Genomic DNA, 16580 nt, shown 5'->3' on the forward strand with positions numbered 1-16580 from the left:
ACAAATTTCGCGCCATCCATCCGGAGTCACATATGATTGATTTATCCGTTCAAAATATCAAAAAGTCGTTTGAAGACGGCAAAAATCTGCTTGACGGCCTGTCGTTTGACGTGACCGCAGGCGAACGCGTTGGCCTGCTTGGCCGAAACGGTGCCGGGAAGACGACGCTTTTTCGTATCATCGCCGGTGACCTCACGCCGGACGAGGGCGTTATTGCCATCCCTAAATCGCGTCGTCCAGGGCTTTTGTCACAAATTCCGCATTTTCCACCTGCATACAGAACTGAGGATGTGCTTATTTCAGCGCAGCAGCGTCTTTTAGAAATGAAAGCACGCATAGCGAGCCTGACAGACTTGATGGCGCATGGGGCGACGACTGAACAGCTCCGGGAATACGATGTGCTGGCTGACACGTTTGAGCGCTGCGGCGGGTATGACTTAGACTACGCGCGCAACAAAGTGGCAAATGGCTTGGAAATCCCCCAAAAACAGCGTGAGCAGCTTTTCTCAACCCTATCAGGCGGTGAGAAAACGCGTGTCAATCTGGCGCGTCTTATCTTAGAGGATACGGACATTCTTTTGCTCGACGAGCCGACGAATCATCTCGATTTAAACGCCTGCGCCTGGCTTGAGGATTATTTAAAAAAATACAAGGGCACCGTTCTCGTCATTTCACACGATCGCTATTTTCTTGACAGTGTCGTGACGCGGACGATTGAAATCTCAAATGGAAAGGCTGCGCATTACGCGGGCAATTATTCATTCTACGTCGCGGAAAAAGCGCGGCGCTTTGAAGAACAGCAAAAAATATATGATCGTGAGCAGCACGAGGCCGCGCGCCTGCAGGCAGCGGCAGACCGTTTGGCCCAGTGGGGGACAGGCAATAAAAACCTTATGAAAAAATCAGCGGCAATCGAAAAGCGTATCGACCGCGTTTTGACAACAGCAAAACCGACGCGCGAGAAAAACCCGAACGCCCGCTTTTCCGAAAAGGACTTCCGCGGTGACGAGGTGCTGAAGCTGCGCGGTGTTTCCAAGCGCTTTGGCGAAAGGGATCTGCTGCGGAATATTGAACTGTTGATTGAGGGCGGCGAGCGTATCGCGCTGCTTGGCGCAAACGGGGCAGGGAAGTCAACACTGCTTCAAATCCTGCTCGGGACGCTGCGCCCCGACGCGGGCGCTGTCCGGTTAGGGCCGTCCGTCAAGACGGCTTTTTTAGAACAGGCGGTCACTTTTGCGCACCCCGAGCGAACGCTCCTCGACACCCTCGTGTACGCCGACAATTGTACGCCGCAGACGGCCCGCAACAGGCTTGGCGCATTTCAATTTACAGGAGAGGATGTCTTTAAATCCGTCTTTGAGCTATCCGGCGGCGAGCGCAGCCGGTTGCGGCTGTGCCAGCTGATGCAGGACGATATCAATTTCCTCGTACTTGACGAGCCGACAAACCATCTCGATATCGCCTCACGCGAGTGGATTGAAAATGCCGTTGATTCGTTCGGCGGAACGCTCCTATTCGTCTCGCACGACCGGTATTTCATCAGCCGTTTCGCCACAAGAATCTGGCTTCTTGAAAACGGCTGCGTAACCGATTTCAAAGGGACTTATGAGCATTTCCGCGCCATGACGGCGCAGCCAGCTTCAAAACCAGCCCCTGCCGCCAAGGAGACGGCGAAGCAGACGCGAAAAAAAGGCGCGCCGTCGCCGGACAAGGTACTGGCCCGGCTCGAGCGCGACATAGCATCATTAGAGGATCAACTGCGCGATTTGGCAGCGGAGAAAGAAACGTTTTGTACCGATTACGAAAAGCTTTTGCTCCTTGACGCGCGCGAGACGGCGCTTCAAGCTGCACTCGATGAAAAAATCAACGCTTGGGAAAGCCTTGCGCAATAAAACCGCTAAAGCGTCCCGAAAATCCGGTCGCCTGCGTCACCGAGGCCGGGGACGATGTAGCCGTGGCTATTGAGCTTTTCATCAACAGCAGCGACGAAAATAGGAACGTTTGGGTGCTCAGCGTGAACGTGCGCGATGCCCTCCGGCGCGGCAATGAGGCAAAGAAGCTTAGGGCAAGAGCAGCCGTACTGCTTGAGCGCTGTAATAGCGGCCGACGCGCTGCCGCCCGTTGCCAGCATCGGATCAACAAGAAAAACGGGCCGCGCGGCGATATCAGTCGGCAGGTTACAGTAGTATTGAACGGGCTTGAGTGTTTCCGGGTCTCTGGAGAGGCCAATGTGGCCGACTCTCGCCGCTGGTATCAGGCGCAAAACGCCGTCGACCATCCCAAGCCCGGCCCGCAAAACAGCGACGACGGCCGGTTCCTTTCCGGCTATCTTTCGGACGGACGCCGTGGCGACCGGCGTTTCGATATTGATCGTTTCCAGCGGCAAATCGCGCGCGGCTTCACAGCATAAAAGCACAGCCAGTTCGGCCACAAGCTCTCGGAAATCTTTGACGCTTGTGTTCTTGTCGCGCAGCAGTGCCAGCTTATGATGAATCAGCGGGTGGTCCAGAATATGAAGTACAGCCATGCAGGCGCTCCTTTCTATCGTATTGTCTTTTAGAGTGGAAGCCCTTTTTCGCGCCGCTCGCGTTCGGCTTGGGAGGCGCGCAGGTAGGATGGCTGCAAGTCAAGCGCAGAGATAAAGGGCTTATTTAAGGCGGCGCGGGCAACACCGTATGCTGTTTGCAGGCGTATAAGCGGCGGCGCGAGCGTGTACAAAACACCCGCTTTTTCAAACTGCTCAGCGCAGAGCACGGCGCCGTCGCCGACGAAAAGGTACGGCCGCTCCGCACTGTGTGCCTCACAAATCAGGTCTGTCACCACAATGGCACGGTCGGGGCAGACCATTTTTGGTTCTCCCGTGGTGCCGTCAAACAGCGCATTGTATACCTGGCCGCGCCGCGCGTCCATCACGGGGCAGACAATATGGGATAAATCGGGGCACTGATACGCCATCGCCACGAGCGTTGACACACCGCAGACGGGGAGGTCAGAACCCAACGCGAGCCCAACGGCAGCAGCCACGCCGATGCGCACGCCGGTAAAGGAGCCCGGCCCTTGGGCAACGGCAATGCCATCCAGCGCATCAAAACCGATACCGGTATCGCTTAATAGCGCTTCGGCCATTTTCAAGAGCGTTCTGCTGTGCGTGAGGCCTGAATTTTGAAAGTATTGGGCGATCAGCGTCTCACCGCTCGTCAACGCGACGGACGCTGCTTTCGCCGACGATTCGATGGCCAGTATTTTCATGCGTGCGCCTCCGGAAAGTCAATGGTTATCCGCCGAGTCGTATCGTTTTCTTTTGTAATCGTCACGCGGACGGTGTTATCGGGAAATGCCGACTCAGCGATTTCGCTCCACTCGACGGCAATGACGCCGCCTCGGTCGAGATAATCGTCCCAGCCGATGTCGTACAGCGCGTTTGCGTCGTGCAGGCGGTAGATGTCAAAATGAAAAAGCGGCACGGAGCCGGAATATTCATTGACGATTGTAAATGTTGGGCTCGTGACGCGCGCTTGTATGCCAAGGCCAATCGCCAAGCCGCGCACAAACTGTGTTTTGCCCGCGCCGAGATCACCGCGCAGCGCAACAACGCTGCCGCCCTTTAGTTTGGCGGCGAGGCTTATCCCCGCTGTTGTCGTCTCCTCGGCACTGTTTGTCACAATTGTCATAAAACACCCGTTTTCAAATTGATAGGCCGAGTATACCACTTTTAAACAAAGTGTAAAAGAGTGAATTTCATGTTTACGTCATGTGTGAAAAATGATAAAATGATTAGAAGTATCATTTCAAACAAATGACAGGAGCGAAACCGTGAAAAAGAAGATGGACGCCGTAATCCGCTATATGAGAGAAGCGGACATGTTGCTTCTGGCATTGTGTGTCATCAGCACCGTTTACGGCATTATTTTAATTGACAGCGCTGTTCAAAGCAGCGGGAGCACATCGTATGTCGTGATACAAACGATTGCGCTTTTACTGGGTATCGGCCTTTTTGTCTTCTTCTCACTCCTGGACATTGACGTCATGGCCGACAAGTCAAAGATTCTCTATGTCCTAAGCCTTCTATTCATTTCAACGCTGTTTATCTGGGGCGTTGAAGGCGGTACGGGTAACAGGGCGTGGCTTCGATTTGGATCGATCGGCATTCAGCCGGCGGAGGTCGTTAAAATTCCGTTTACAATCATCATGGCAAAAATGATTTCCGATTTTAAGGAGCGGCGGACACTCAACGCGACGATGCCGCTTTTGCAAATCATAGCTGTTTTCGGCGTTATGTTTATATTCATTCTAATCTCGTCGCAAGACCTTGGTTCAGCGCTCGTCTATTTCTTTATTTTATTCATGATGCTCTTTATCGCGGGGCTGGATTTTCGCTGGATGATTATTGGCGGTGGACTTGTAGCCGCGTTTATTCCGCTGGCTTGGAGGTTTTTCCTTTCGGCATATCAGAAAGCCCGCATTCTCGCCCCGTATGACCCGACGATCGACCCTTCCGGTCTCTACGTCAACTGGCAATCGAGCCAGAGTAAAATCGCCATTGCCGCCGGGAACTTCTTAGGGCAGGGCCTTTATAACGGGGCGATGACACAATCCGGTGCCGTTCCAAAGCAGTATACCGACTTTGTTTTTTCCGTTGCCGGGGAAGAACTCGGCTTTATCGGCAGCCTCGCGATTATCATTTTACTCATGGCAATAATAATCCGGTGTGTTTACGTCGGCATCCGCTCGAACAACACCGTTGGATTTCTCGTCTGCTTTGGGCTGGCTGCCATGCTGCTCTTTCAAACCCTGGAGAACATCGGCATGTGCCTTGGCCTGACGCCCGTCATCGGGTTAACGCTGCCGTTTTTCAGCTATGGCGGTTCGTCAATTGTCACGATGTTTGCCGCGATGGGTATCATATCAGGTATTAAAATGCGCCCGAAACCGACGCATTTTCGCGGTCTTGATAATTATTAATCAAAAAAAAGAGGATTTTAGGGTTCGGCGCGGTATAAGAAATTGTACGGAAAAAATGCGGAGGCGTTATTTATGACTGTCAGGCAGCAACGCGAAGAGCACGAGCGCCTCATCATCCTGCCGCCCGGTGTGCGATCGGAAGCGACAAAAGGCCGTGCCGTCACGGAACAGGAAAGTGACGTGCGTACCTGCTTTCAGCGCGACGTTGACCGCATCATCCACAGCAAGTCGTTCCGGCGCTTGATGCATAAAACACAGGTATTCCTTCAGCCGGAGGGTGACCATTACAGAACGCGTCTGACACACACGATCGAGGTGGCCCGCATCGCGCGGACGATCGCGCGCGCCCTCTTGCTCAACGAGGATTTGACAGAGGCGATCGCTCTGGGGCATGATCTCGGCCACACGCCGTTCGGTCACGCCGGAGAGCGCGCGCTGAACCTCATTTTATCCGACTTCGGCGGTTATAACCACGCGCTGCAAAGCCTCCGCGTTGTTGACAGGCTTGAAAAGGACGGGCAAGGTCTGAATCTGACATATGAAGTTCGCGACGGCATAGTCTGCCACACCGGCGACACAATTCCGGAAACGCTGGAAGGGCAGGTCGTCCGTCTGGCGGACAGAGCCGCTTACATCAATCACGACGTCGATGACGCCGTTCGCGCCGGTATTTTGTACGAAACCGATATACCGCAGGAAATTGCCTGCGCACTGGGTGACCATTACAGCCTTAGGATCGATACGATTATTAAGGACATTATCGTTGCCAGCGCCGACAGAACAGCCATCCGCATGAGTCCCGGCGTCACGTTTGTTTTCAACAGCTTTCGCAGCTTTATGTTTGAGCGTGTTTATACAAATATGCGCGCGAAAAGCGAGGAAAAAAAGGTCTACGGCATCTTGTCCGCCATTTTTGATTATTACCGCGATCACCCCGAGCACTTGCCGCCGGAATACCGCCACATTGCCGACAGCGACGGTATTGAGCGTGCCGTCTCCGATTATGTCTCCGGCATGACGGATAAATATGCCATGTCACAATATAACACGCTGTTTATCCCGGAGGCGTGGCAGGTTAAATAAGTTTTTCCATGTGTGTTCCTCTCTAAAGCTGCCAAAATCACGCTTGTGTATAAAACAGCCCCGGAGATGGTATAAATACCGTGATAACAGGAAAAGCCTGAAATTGCATGCCTTGATCCAGTCAATCCGCTTTTTTGTCAAGCCCTCGGCGCGCACAAGAGGAAAGGACGGTTAACATGGCTTTTCCCGAATCGTTTCTGGACGAGCTGATTTCAAAAAATGATATCGTCGACGTCGTCGGCAGCTATGTCCGCCTGATGAAGAAAAGCGGTAGCAATCTTTTCGGTCTTTGTCCGTTTCACAGTGAAAAAACACCGTCTTTTTCCGTCAGCCCCGATAAGCAGATTTATCATTGCTTCGGCTGCGGGAAGGGTGGGGGCGTCGTCAATTTTGTGATGGAAATTGAAAATCTCTCTTATGTCGACGCCGTTCACGTTTTGGCCCAGCGATCCGGCATGGTGGTTCCCGATTTGAAATCGTCAAAGGAAACACAGAGTAAGAGAGCCCGCCTTTTGGAACTCAACCGCGACGCGGCGCGTTTTTTTTATTCCGTTTTACAGACGCCACAGGGCACGGCAGCCAGAGCGTATATTGAAAAGCGTGATATTTCCAAGGCCATGGTCACGCGCTTCGGCCTTGGCGCCGCGCCGGACGATTGGACGGCCCTATCCATTGCGATGCACAAACTTGGCTACACGCGTCAGGAGCTTCTCGATGCCGGGCTTGTGAAGCTCAGTCGCCGGGATGAAAAAAGCGTTTACGACACGTTTCGAAACAGATTGATGTTTCCCGTTATAGACGTCCGCGGCAGCGTCGTCGGTTTTTCAGGGCGCATACTCAACGATGGCGAACCCAAATACCTCAACTCGCCCGATACACTTGTTTTTGACAAAAGCCGCAACCTTTTTGCGATCAATCTTGCGAAAAAGACAAAGTCAGACATGCTGATTTTGGCGGAGGGGAATATCGACGTTGTCGCCCTGCACCAGGCCGGCTTTGACGGGGCTGTCGCCTCACTCGGCACGTCGCTGACGGAAGATCAGGTTCGCCTTATGTCGCGGTACACACAGAACGTGGCCGTTGCGTATGACGGTGACACGGCCGGTATCAAAGCGGCACAGCGCGCACTGGGCCTGTTGGAGAAGGCCGGACTCAATGTCCGCGTCCTGCGCCTGCAGGGGGCGAAGGACCCTGACGAATTTATTCAAAAATTCGGTCGTGACGCGTTTTCCGTCCTGATAGAACGCAGCGAAAACCATATCGATTATCGCCTGACGTTGATCCGCGAAAAACACGATTTATCGTCCGATGCCGGAAGGCTTGATTACCTTGCCGAAGCCACAACCATGCTCTCCCGCATTGACAACGCTGTCGAGCGTGAAATATATGGCGCGAAGGTCGCCGAAACGGCCGGCGTCTCTTCTGAAGCCGTTAAAAATGAGGTGAAAAAGGCCTTCAAAAAGCGTCTTTCTGCTGAGAAAAAGCGCAAAGACCGTGCCGAGCAAAACGTGGAAAATGTCCGACAGCCAACAGACAGAGCAATCCGGTATGAAAACGTCTATTCAGCGACAGCAGAGGAAGGTGTTGTTCGCCTCGCCGTCCTAGACAGCGCCATGTGCGATGTTGCGGACAAGCTTGATTTTACGGAAGCTGACTTTTCATCACCTTTTTTAGCTGATGTTTTTGCCATCATCCGAAAACGCCGTCAGGCCGGTCTGGATGTCACGACGGCAGCGCTTTTAGCAGAGCTCGGCTCATCAGAGGCCTCGCAGCTATCCGTTATTTTGCAACGACCGGAGTCGCTGGCCAACGCGAATAAGGCCATGCGAGATTACATAGATAAAATAAGAACAGAGCAAAAAAAGAGAACCGCCAAGGAGGATCCCCTCCTTGTATTGGCGTCTTACAGAGACAAATCAGGGTGTGGAGGAAAGTAATGGATATAAAGAAAAAGCCCCGTGAAGAGGAAAACACGGAAAAGACAAAAGAGCAGGACAATGAAGAGCGCCTGACAGCGCTGATTGAAGAAGGAAAAAAGCGCGGCAGGCTTAGCTCGAAGGATCTTCTTGATGTCTTGGAAGAAATGAACCTCGAACAGGAGCAGATTGATCGCTTTTATGACACGCTCGAAAATTTTAATATCGAAACAAGTGATGGCGACGATAATACATTCCTCGCTACTGATGAATTGACGCCGGAAATTGAAGAGCTTCAGGAAATCGAAAGCCTGAACGAAGATGAGCTCGTCGACCCGGAGACACTTGTTGACACCTTCAGTGTCGATGACCCCGTGCGGATGTATCTCAAGGAGATCGGCAAAGTCAACCTCTTGTCCGCTGATGATGAGATCGAGCTCGCTATGCGTATGGCGGAAGGTGATAAGGAAGCCAAAAAACGCATGGCGGAAGCCAATCTCCGTCTTGTCGTCAGTATCGCCAAGCGGTATGTCGGGCGTGGGATGCTTTTCCTTGATTTGATTCAGGAAGGCAATCTCGGCCTTATAAAAGCCGTTGAGAAATTTGATTACTCAAAAGGCTATAAATTTTCAACGTATGCCACATGGTGGATTCGCCAGGCCATCACGCGGGCCATCGCCGACCAGGCGCGGACGATTCGTATTCCGGTCCATATGGTTGAAACAATTAACAAGGTTATGCGCATTTCACGCCAACTGCTTCAGGAGCTCGGCCACGATCCGTCACCGGAGGAAATCGCAGAGGATATGGGGCTGCCAGTCGAAAAGGTACGCGAGATTTTGAAAATTGCGCAGGAACCTGTCTCGCTGGAGACGCCCATCGGTGAGGAGGAGGACAGCCATCTCGGTGATTTTATTCCCGACGAGGATGCCTCGGAACCGGCGGAGGCTGCTTCGTTTACGCTGTTGAAGGAACAGCTCTCCGACGTACTTGGGACACTGACGCCGCGCGAAGAAAAGGTTCTGCGGCTCCGTTTCGGCATTGAGGACGGACGCACACGCACGCTTGAAGAAGTGGGCAAGGAATTCAATGTCACGCGTGAACGTATCCGTCAGATCGAGGCCAAAGCCCTCCGCAAACTCCGCCATCCAAGCCGCAGCAAAAAGCTAAAGGATTTCCTGAACTAACCATAATTAATTCTCCGGGGCGCAAGCGCCCCCCGAGACGCTTGTCGTTACGGGCCTTTTGGCGGAGAATTTTCCTTTATAAGTTGACATAATGATTCTTTGAGTGCCCAATATTATCCGTCGTCCTTCACAAAATATTGTGAATATTTTGTGAATTAATAAACAGATACCGTCATTGTCACGATAAGTGACCCAAACACATCGGGTATTCTGTCTATAATGCTTTAATATTTTGCTGATATGACAACAAATGGCAGACGCAAAACGCCTGGTGTTTTTGAAAAACGATAGCATTTCAGGTGTAAATTCATTATAATAGTAACATAAATTTTAAATTCAGGTTAAAACCTTGTCAATTCCATGTGAAACTTGTCACAGAACACAGAAGAGCGTCGAGGAGAAAACGATGACCACGTTGGAAAAAATCAGTGATTTTCTGCAAAAAGGCCGAATTGCGAAAGTCAAGGAATTGGTTGCGCAAGCCTTACAAGAAAACATAGCGCCGCAGGTTATCATCGACAAAGGTCTGCTGCACGGCATGACGAGCGTCACTGAAAAGTTCAAAACGGAAGATGTTTTCATTCCGAATATCCTTGTATCATCCCGAGCCATCAATGCCGGTCTTCAGGTTCTCAAGCCCTATTTATCAGCCGACAATACAGCGCCGGGGGTTGTTGTCATCGGAACCGTTAAAGGGGACGTGCATGATATCGGCAAAAATATTGTGCGTGTGATGATGGAGACAAAAGGCCTGAAGGTGTTTGATCTTGGCGTTGATATATCAGCCGAGCGTTTTTATAATGCGGCCGTTGAATGCAACGCCGACATCGTTTGCTGTTCAGCACTTTTAACTGCCACGATGGAGGAAATCCGTCACGTTATCGACTATTTTAAAGAAAAAGATTACCGGGACAAAGTTAAAATCATGATTGGCGGCGCCCCGGTGACACAGCGCTACTGCGAGCACATCGGTGCCGATTTATATACCGATAATGCCATTGACGCCGCGCAGGTTGCTTATAACATCTGCATCGGTTCCAGATAACACTTGCATCTTTTCATATCCGTTTTGCCCGTTTGTGCCGGCAAAACGGATTTTTTACGCACGCGCCATGGTGATGGCTGATATTTTTGTAAAATCATCAAGTCCTGACTGATGAAAAAATGAAAGTTGACAAAAACCGAATTCAGATTTATTCTATTAGTTAATATGTTTATATTAAATACTTGTAAAGGAGGGGCTGACCGTGCTGCAAAGCCTCCAGGAAAAATGCGTCAAATATCAAAAACATTTTTCCGAACTTCTCGATATCGGCTGCAAAATTGTCGACGTGCCGGACAAGGAACCGCCTTCTCTTTTACACGAAGACGAACTGAAGAACTTCTGCGCACACTGTACGTTTGAGAAAAACGAGCTTGCCACACATCTGTACGGCTGCCATGAGGCGCACCGCTGGAACGGCAAGTATATTTATTACTGTCCGCTGGGGCTAACCTTTATCGCCGCCTCTATTTCCGACAGTGCCGGTGAATTAACGGCCGGTCTCGTGCTCGGCCCCTTTGTCATGGGAGAAATGCAGGACGTTTTGTATGATCTCCCGAATCCGGATATGGCGTGGGCCGTGTCGCAGCTCAGTGAGTTTTCGACGAAAAAGGTTCAGCATATTTCTGAAATCGTCTCTGTCGTCACGGCACATATCTCAGGTGTCGAGCACCAGAATATGTTGTATGATCAGGAAAAGATCCTGAAGGAAATTTACGTCGCCAAAGATTACTACGAAGATATGGACACGCAGAGTGCCGACATGCTGCTCCAGTTTGAAAAAGACTTGCGCATCGCCGTTTTGCGCGGCGAAAAAAGCTCGGCGCTTCAGATGCTCAATGAAATGCTGGCGCATATATATGTTTACTCTAATTTTGACATCAGCGCTATCAAGGCACGTCTTTTGGAGCTGCTTGTCATCCTGTCGCGCGCAACAATTGAAGCGGGGGCGGACCCGACCGAGACGTTCCGCCTGTCGGAAAACTTTATCCTACAAATCGAATCTTACGTCGATGTCGACCAGTTGGCTTTCTGGATATCCGATATCGTTCGCCGCTTTATTGTCCAAGCGTTTGACCTCGCACAGGTGAAACACTCCGACGTTGTTTTCAAAATCACCAATTACATTAAGAAAAACTGTGCTGAAAAGCTGACGCTTGATTCTCTGGCCAAGGAGGTTTACCTGAGCAAATCGTATCTCAGCAGTATTTTCAAACAGGAGACCGGCATGAGTCTGACGGCGTATATCACAAAGGTGCGTGTTGAAAAAAGCAAAAAAATGCTTCTGGAGGACTGCATCAGTCTCGCTATCATCTCAACGCAATGCGGCTTTAAAGATCAGAGCTACTTTACAAAGGTCTTCAAAAAGGAAACGGGCGTCTCGCCGAAGCGCTTTCGCAACAACTACTTCGGGGATACGTCGGACGCCGATATATAAAAGAAAAAATGCCCGGGCCAAAGCCCGGGCTTTTATTATCCAATTCAGATCACCCTCTGACGAGCTCCAGCGCTTTTGTAGCAGCTGTGGCGGCGTCCGGCGTATACGCATCGGCACCGATTTCGTCGGCAAACGCTTGGGTGATGGGCGCCCCGCCGACCATGATCTTCACCTGGTCTTTACAGCCGGCGTCAATCATTGCCTGAACGGTATGTCGAAGCGAATCCATCGTTGTCGTCAAGAGCGCTGAAGCGCCGACAACTTTACAGTCAGGGTTTTCCCGAACCGCTTCAACAAATTTTTCTGCCGGAACATCGACGCCCAAGTCAATCACTTCAAAACCGGCCGATTCTATGAGAAGCGCGACAAGGTTCTTACCAATGTCATGGAGATCACCGGCAACAGTTCCGATGATGTATTTGCCGTGCTTGGCACCTGTTCCGGCGGCAAGAAACGGCTTTAATATCTCAACGCCTTTTTTCATCGTTTTAGCGGCAACAAGCATTTCAGGTACAAAAATTTCGTTTGCTTGAAACTTCGCGCCGACAATGCCCATGGCGTCTATCATGCCTTCATTGAGAATTGTATTCGGGTCATCACCATCAGCCAGCGCTTCCTGAACGATGCCTTCGATCAGCTTGACCTTCCCTAATTCGACGGCATTGGCGACATCTTTGATTTTTGACATGCGAAAATTCCTCCTGTCAAATAGTGTGTTCAGTATGTTGATACGGCGTCACGGTTTATTCTTTTGACCAAAGAGGCCTCGACGATAAGCACCAATAAAATCAAGGCACATTTCGTCATTTCCGAGAAGAGCTTCCGTCGCAAAAATCATGCCCATCAAATCCTGATTTAATGGGTCAAGAACGGCACTGTCCATTCCTGCGTTCATCGCCAAAACAGTAAACGCCTGGTTAATGAGTCTGCGTGCAGGGAGATTGAAGGAAATATTCGAAACAGCGCCGGACAGATGTACGGTGGGGTACGTCTTTTTTATATGTGTCATGACCTCGCAGACCATGGCAATGCCGTCTTCCGACGTGCAAAGCATTTCAATCAGCGGATCGATGTGAATTTTTGACGGTTCAATGCTGAAGGTTTTGGCTTTTTTCATGATTTGCTCAAAAACATCAATGCGTTTTTGGGCCGTCCGCGGGATTCCTGTGTCGTCACACAAAAGCGCCATGACGTTCCAGTCCGTCCCGGTGATGGCAGGGAAGACGACGTCCATTTTATCGCCCTCTCCGGAAACGGAGTTGATAAGGCCAGGCTTGTTGCAAAACTGCATCGCGCTCATACACGTGCGCGCATCGGGGCTGTCAACGGATATGGGCGTATCCGTCTCGTTTTGGATAAGGTCAATCATCCACCGAAGTGTCTCAAGCTCGTTTTCCTTGACGGCTGCGCAAACATCGATGTAAGCCGCCCCGGCGGCCGCCTGCATCGCGGCAAGAGTCCGGATGTAGGCGGCGTCACGGTCGGCGATTGCCTTGGCACACGACGGTATGGAACCGTTGAGTTTTTCGGCAATAATAATCATATCGCTTAAAGAGATTTCTTCGCGGCTTCGACAACGTGGGAAACGAGAACGGACGTTGTGACCGTTCCGACACCGCCGGGAACCGGCGTTACCGCGCCAACGATGGACTCGGCGTCGTCAAACTTCACGTCACCGCAAAGCTTGAAGTCTTCCGTCATATTGATGCCGACATCGACAACAACCTGACCGGGTGCGAGATATTCCTTCGTCACGGCGTTGGCTTTACCGGCGGCGACGATGAGGATTTCGGCGGTGCGGGCAACAGCCGGCATATCAACAGTCTTTGTGTGGCAGACCGTGACGGTTGCGTTTTTGCCCATGAGCATGATGGCGGCCGGTTTGCCGACAACAAGGCTGCGGCCGATCACAACGGCGCGCTTGCCCTTACAGTCGATTTTGTAGAAATCGAGGATTTCCATGCAGGCCTGCGCAGTGCAAGGTGCAAAGCCGTTGCCGTTACCGGTGAAGACGCCGGCCAGCGACCCGTCAGTAATACCGTCAATGTCCTTTTCGGGCTTGAGGGCCTGACGGACGGCTTCCTCGTCCAGATGCTTCGGCAGGGGGCGGAAGATGAGAACGCCGTGGACGTTCTTATCGTTGTTGAGCGCTTCAACATTCTGCATGAGCACGTCCTGCGTAACGTCGGCAGGGAGGACGACGTTCTTGACGGCAACGCCGACTGTATCGCAGCGCTTCATCGCGCCCTTTTCGTAGGAAATGTCGTCATCTCTCTCGCCGACGCGCAGAATCGCCAGCGTCGGTGTGACGCCCTTTTCCTTTAAGACGGCGATTTCAGCCGTCATTTTTTCGTTCATCGCGGCGACAACTGCCGCGCCTTTTAATACTTCAGCCATTTATTGATCTCCTATCTGAGACGTTTGATGACGGAATCATAGATCGCGTCAGCCTGCGCACAGTACTTTGTGAGGAGCGCGTCGGCTTCCTTTTCGATCTCGGCGGCATGCGCCTTATCCATCATCGATTTTGTGTTGATGAAGACGTTGAGGCTGGCACCCATCAGAGCCGATTTGCAGAAGACAACGCCGACACCGACGTCGGAGAGCGCAAGGGCAGAGCCCTTAGCAGCAAGCTCTTCATGGAGCTCAATGGCTTTGCAGCAGGCGCGCATAATGTCCATCGGAACGGAGCAGGCGGCCTTGAGAGCGTCTTCCATGATCTTATCTCTGTTCGGGTCGTCCTTGGGAATGCCGTAAGCTTTGGACAGGGGCTCGAAAACGACGGCGTCCTCGTCGACGAGCTTCAGAAGGTCTTTCTGGAGCGCGGCGGCCTTATCCATGATTTTGAGGATATCAGCTTCAACATCGGCATACTTTTTCTTGCCGACCGTCAGGTTGCCGACCATGGAACCAAGCGCGGTGCCGATGGCGCCGACAAGGGCGGATGCGCCGCCGCCGCCGGGAACGGGAGCTTTTGACGCGAGCACTTCAACAAATTCGTTGCAGTTAACTGTAACAAAAGACATAGTCATTCTCCTTTATTTTTCGCGGCTTTAGAGCACGCGATGGATGGGGCTATGCCGCCAATTCAAAGAATGGCGGCATAGCGGCATAGACGAAGAGAATAGTTGTGATGTTTAGAAGAGACCAGAAACCTTGCCTGTTTCGACATCAACGTCGATACGGCGGTATGCCGGGTCAGAGCCTGTGCCGGGCATCATGCTGATCGTACCGGCCATCGGGCAGAGGAATTTCGCGCCGCCGTACTCGAGAATGTCGCGGATCGGCAGACGCCAATTCGTCGGTACACCCTTGAGCGTCGGGTCAGAGGAGAGGGACAGGTGGGTTTTAACCATCATTGTCGCGTAGTCGGCATACTTCGGATCCTTCTCGAAGCGCTCAGCCTTCTCGAGAGCAAGCGGTGCCCAATCAACGCCGTCGGCGCCGTAGATTTCCTTGGCAATTGTCTCAACACGCTGACGCAGCGGCATCTCAAGCGGATAGAGGTATTTGAAATCGACGGGCTCTTCGCAGGCTTCGACAACAAGGTTGGCGAGCTCGACTGCGCCTTCGCCGCCAAACTGCCAATGCTCGGAGAGCGCGCAGCGGACGTTCTTCTCAGCGCAGAGCTTCTTGATGAGAGCGACTTCCTCGTCTGTATCGGTGTAGAACTTGTTGATGCAGACGACGGGCTTGATGCCGGACTTGACAACGTTTTTAACATGGTGGAAGAGGTTGGCGCAGCCCTTCTCGAGGAGCTCGAGGTTCTGCTGCGTGTATTCGGCGGGGAGGGGACGTCCCGGAACGACGGCCGGGCCGCCGCCGTGCATCTTCAGGGCGCGGATTGTTGCCACGATGATGGAGACGTTGGGCTTCAGGCCGGACAGACGGCATTTGACGTTCCAGAACTTCTCGAAGCCGATGTCGGCAGCGAAGCCGGACTCTGTGACATAGTAATCCCACAGCTTCAGGCCGAGGCGCTCGCCGATGATGGAGGACTGGCCGATGGCGATGTTCGCAAACGGGCCAGCATGGACGAGGCAGGGCTGATGCTCGATCGTGTAGCAGAGCGTGGGGTTAATGGTGTTACGCATCCAAGCGCACATAGCACCGTCGACCTCGAGATCGCGGGCTGTGACAGGCGCGCCACTCTTGCTGTAAGCAAGCACGATGTTGGAAATACGCTCACGAAGGTCTTTGAGGTCACGGGCAATGGCGAGAATAGCCATCAGCTCGGAGCCGACAGCGACGCCGAACTTGGAGTTGACTTCAAAACCGTCGTTCTTTGTTGCGCCCATGCCGATGCGGATGTTGCGGAGACCCTGTGCGCAGAAGTCGATAACCCAGCCGAACTCAATGCGATCGGGATCGATGTCGAGTCTCTTCAGGCCACGCTTGGCGAGCTCTTCATCGGTATAGTTGCGCTCGTGCTGCATACGGGCGTTGAGAGCGACCATGCCGAGGTTGTGGGCGTTCATAATGTCGTTGATATCGCCGGTGAGGCCGAGGGAGAACTCAGTCATCGGGATCAGGAGGGCGTTGCCGCCGCCGGCCGCCGTACCCTTAACGTTCATCGTGGGGGCGCCGGAGGGCTGACGCAGGCAGCCGCCGACGTTCTTGCCGATCTTGCCGAGGCCTTCGATGATACCGAGGGAGGTTGTGGACTTGCCTTCGCCGAGCGGTGTCGGGGTGATGGCTGTGACTTCGATGAGCTTGCCGTCCGGCTTATCCTTGAGGCGCTTCATGATTTTGATGAAGTCGAGCTTCGGTGTCTTTCCGTAGGGGATGATTTCTTCGGGGAGAAGGCCCATCTTCTCACGGAAATATTCGACGCCGGGTAAGCTTTTTTCTGCGTCTTCAGCAATTTGCCAGTCTTTGTATTCTCTGGGGTCAAGCATGTTTAAGTCCTCCTTAAAAATGTTTATATATAAGCTGAAATGCTTATCTACCAA

15 protein-coding genes are annotated in these 16580 nt (G+C 52.3%); 7 read left to right on the forward strand and 8 right to left on the reverse strand.

All coding sequences use genetic code 11. The annotated features are described in order from the left end of the window. Positions 1–32 precede the first annotated feature (32 nt). Entirely contained in the window at positions 33–1892 is a 1860-nt protein-coding gene (locus tag IZU99_05945; protein ID UOO36827.1) for an ABC-F family ATP-binding cassette domain-containing protein, read from the forward strand. 5 nt (positions 1893–1897) lie between these two features. Here IZU99_05945 and upp read toward each other — a convergent pair whose 3' ends face one another. The 3 genes from upp to tsaE are packed head-to-tail and all read right to left on the reverse strand — an operon-like array spanning position 1898 to position 3671. Beyond that, positions 1898–2527 (reverse strand): uracil phosphoribosyltransferase, encoded by a 630-nt coding sequence (upp, locus tag IZU99_05950; GenBank protein ID UOO36828.1) that lies wholly within the window; start codon positions 2525–2527, stop codon positions 1898–1900. 29 nt (positions 2528–2556) lie between these two features. Further along, the gene (gene tsaB / locus IZU99_05955) at positions 2557–3249 is read right to left on the reverse strand and encodes a tRNA (adenosine(37)-N6)-threonylcarbamoyltransferase complex dimerization subunit type 1 TsaB (protein ID UOO36829.1); all 693 of its coding nucleotides are present in this window, start codon (positions 3247–3249) and stop codon (positions 2557–2559) included. Continuing rightward, the gene (gene tsaE / locus IZU99_05960; protein ID UOO36830.1) at positions 3246–3671 is read right to left on the reverse strand and encodes a tRNA (adenosine(37)-N6)-threonylcarbamoyltransferase complex ATPase subunit type 1 TsaE; all 426 of its coding nucleotides are present in this window, start codon (positions 3669–3671) and stop codon (positions 3246–3248) included. The genes tsaB and tsaE overlap by 4 nt, the downstream gene beginning before the upstream one ends. A gap of 142 nt (positions 3672–3813) precedes the next feature. Between tsaE and IZU99_05965 the strand changes: the two genes are divergently transcribed. From IZU99_05965 to IZU99_05990, 6 genes are all read left to right on the forward strand, one after another. Further along, the gene (locus IZU99_05965) at positions 3814–4962 is read left to right on the forward strand and encodes an FtsW/RodA/SpoVE family cell cycle protein (GenBank protein ID UOO36831.1); all 1149 of its coding nucleotides are present in this window, start codon (positions 3814–3816) and stop codon (positions 4960–4962) included. Between the two features lie 72 nt (positions 4963–5034). Continuing rightward, the gene (locus tag IZU99_05970) at positions 5035–6045 is read left to right on the forward strand and encodes a deoxyguanosinetriphosphate triphosphohydrolase (protein UOO36832.1); all 1011 of its coding nucleotides are present in this window, start codon (positions 5035–5037) and stop codon (positions 6043–6045) included. A gap of 176 nt (positions 6046–6221) precedes the next feature. Beyond that, positions 6222–7982, forward strand: a complete 1761-nt coding sequence (locus IZU99_05975) for a DNA primase (GenBank protein UOO36833.1) — start codon at positions 6222–6224, stop codon at positions 7980–7982. Beyond that, positions 7982–9148, forward strand: a complete 1167-nt coding sequence (gene rpoD / locus IZU99_05980; protein ID UOO36834.1) for an RNA polymerase sigma factor RpoD — start codon at positions 7982–7984, stop codon at positions 9146–9148. The genes IZU99_05975 and rpoD overlap by 1 nt, the downstream gene beginning before the upstream one ends. 406 nt (positions 9149–9554) lie before the next feature. After that, the gene (locus IZU99_05985; protein ID UOO36835.1) at positions 9555–10193 is read left to right on the forward strand and encodes a corrinoid protein; all 639 of its coding nucleotides are present in this window, start codon (positions 9555–9557) and stop codon (positions 10191–10193) included. Between the two features lie 202 nt (positions 10194–10395). Further along, the gene (locus IZU99_05990) at positions 10396–11628 is read left to right on the forward strand and encodes an AraC family transcriptional regulator (GenBank protein UOO36836.1); all 1233 of its coding nucleotides are present in this window, start codon (positions 10396–10398) and stop codon (positions 11626–11628) included. A gap of 49 nt (positions 11629–11677) precedes the next feature. Here IZU99_05990 and IZU99_05995 read toward each other — a convergent pair whose 3' ends face one another. The 5 genes from IZU99_05995 to IZU99_06015 form a co-directional block, all read right to left on the reverse strand. After that, on the reverse strand, positions 11678–12316 hold the full coding sequence (locus tag IZU99_05995; GenBank protein ID UOO36837.1) for a corrinoid protein: 639 nt from the start codon (positions 12314–12316) through the stop codon (positions 11678–11680). A gap of 48 nt (positions 12317–12364) precedes the next feature. Further along, complete coding sequence (locus tag IZU99_06000) at positions 12365–13171, reverse strand: dihydropteroate synthase (GenBank protein ID UOO36838.1); 807 nt, start codon at positions 13169–13171, stop codon at positions 12365–12367. Positions 13172–13176: 5 nt separating this feature from the next. Further along, on the reverse strand, positions 13177–14025 hold the full coding sequence (locus IZU99_06005; GenBank protein ID UOO36839.1) for a bifunctional 5,10-methylenetetrahydrofolate dehydrogenase/5,10-methenyltetrahydrofolate cyclohydrolase: 849 nt from the start codon (positions 14023–14025) through the stop codon (positions 13177–13179). Between the two features lie 11 nt (positions 14026–14036). Further along, positions 14037–14654 carry a cyclodeaminase/cyclohydrolase family protein gene (locus IZU99_06010; protein UOO36840.1) on the reverse strand — a complete coding sequence of 206 codons (618 nt, stop codon included), beginning with the start codon at positions 14652–14654 and terminating at the stop codon, positions 14037–14039. 111 nt (positions 14655–14765) lie between these two features. Further along, positions 14766–16526 (reverse strand): formate--tetrahydrofolate ligase, encoded by a 1761-nt coding sequence (locus IZU99_06015; protein ID UOO36841.1) that lies wholly within the window; start codon positions 16524–16526, stop codon positions 14766–14768. Positions 16527–16580 lie beyond the last annotated feature (54 nt).

Source organism: Oscillospiraceae bacterium CM (assembly GCA_022870705.1).
In the GTDB taxonomy this organism is placed as follows: Bacteria; Bacillota; Clostridia; order Oscillospirales; family Oscillospiraceae; genus Sporobacter.

Coding starts and splice junctions, on each gene's coding strand:
- IZU99_06015 (UOO36841.1), bottom strand. CDS start 16,526: ATGCTTGACCCCAGAGAATACAAAGACTGGCAAATTGCTGAAGACGCA.
- rpoD (UOO36834.1), top strand. CDS start 7,982: ATGGATATAAAGAAAAAGCCCCGTGAAGAGGAAAACACGGAAAAGACA.
- IZU99_06000 (UOO36838.1), bottom strand. CDS start 13,171: ATGATTATTATTGCCGAAAAACTCAACGGTTCCATACCGTCGTGTGCC.
- tsaE (UOO36830.1), bottom strand. CDS start 3,671: ATGACAATTGTGACAAACAGTGCCGAGGAGACGACAACAGCGGGGATA.
- IZU99_05970 (UOO36832.1), top strand. CDS start 5,035: ATGACTGTCAGGCAGCAACGCGAAGAGCACGAGCGCCTCATCATCCTG.
- IZU99_05995 (UOO36837.1), bottom strand. CDS start 12,316: ATGTCAAAAATCAAAGATGTCGCCAATGCCGTCGAATTAGGGAAGGTC.
- IZU99_05975 (UOO36833.1), top strand. CDS start 6,222: ATGGCTTTTCCCGAATCGTTTCTGGACGAGCTGATTTCAAAAAATGAT.
- IZU99_05985 (UOO36835.1), top strand. CDS start 9,555: ATGACCACGTTGGAAAAAATCAGTGATTTTCTGCAAAAAGGCCGAATT.
- tsaB (UOO36829.1), bottom strand. CDS start 3,249: ATGAAAATACTGGCCATCGAATCGTCGGCGAAAGCAGCGTCCGTCGCG.
- IZU99_06005 (UOO36839.1), bottom strand. CDS start 14,025: ATGGCTGAAGTATTAAAAGGCGCGGCAGTTGTCGCCGCGATGAACGAA.
- upp (UOO36828.1), bottom strand. CDS start 2,527: ATGGCTGTACTTCATATTCTGGACCACCCGCTGATTCATCATAAGCTG.
- IZU99_06010 (UOO36840.1), bottom strand. CDS start 14,654: ATGTCTTTTGTTACAGTTAACTGCAACGAATTTGTTGAAGTGCTCGCG.
- IZU99_05945 (UOO36827.1), top strand. CDS start 33: ATGATTGATTTATCCGTTCAAAATATCAAAAAGTCGTTTGAAGACGGC.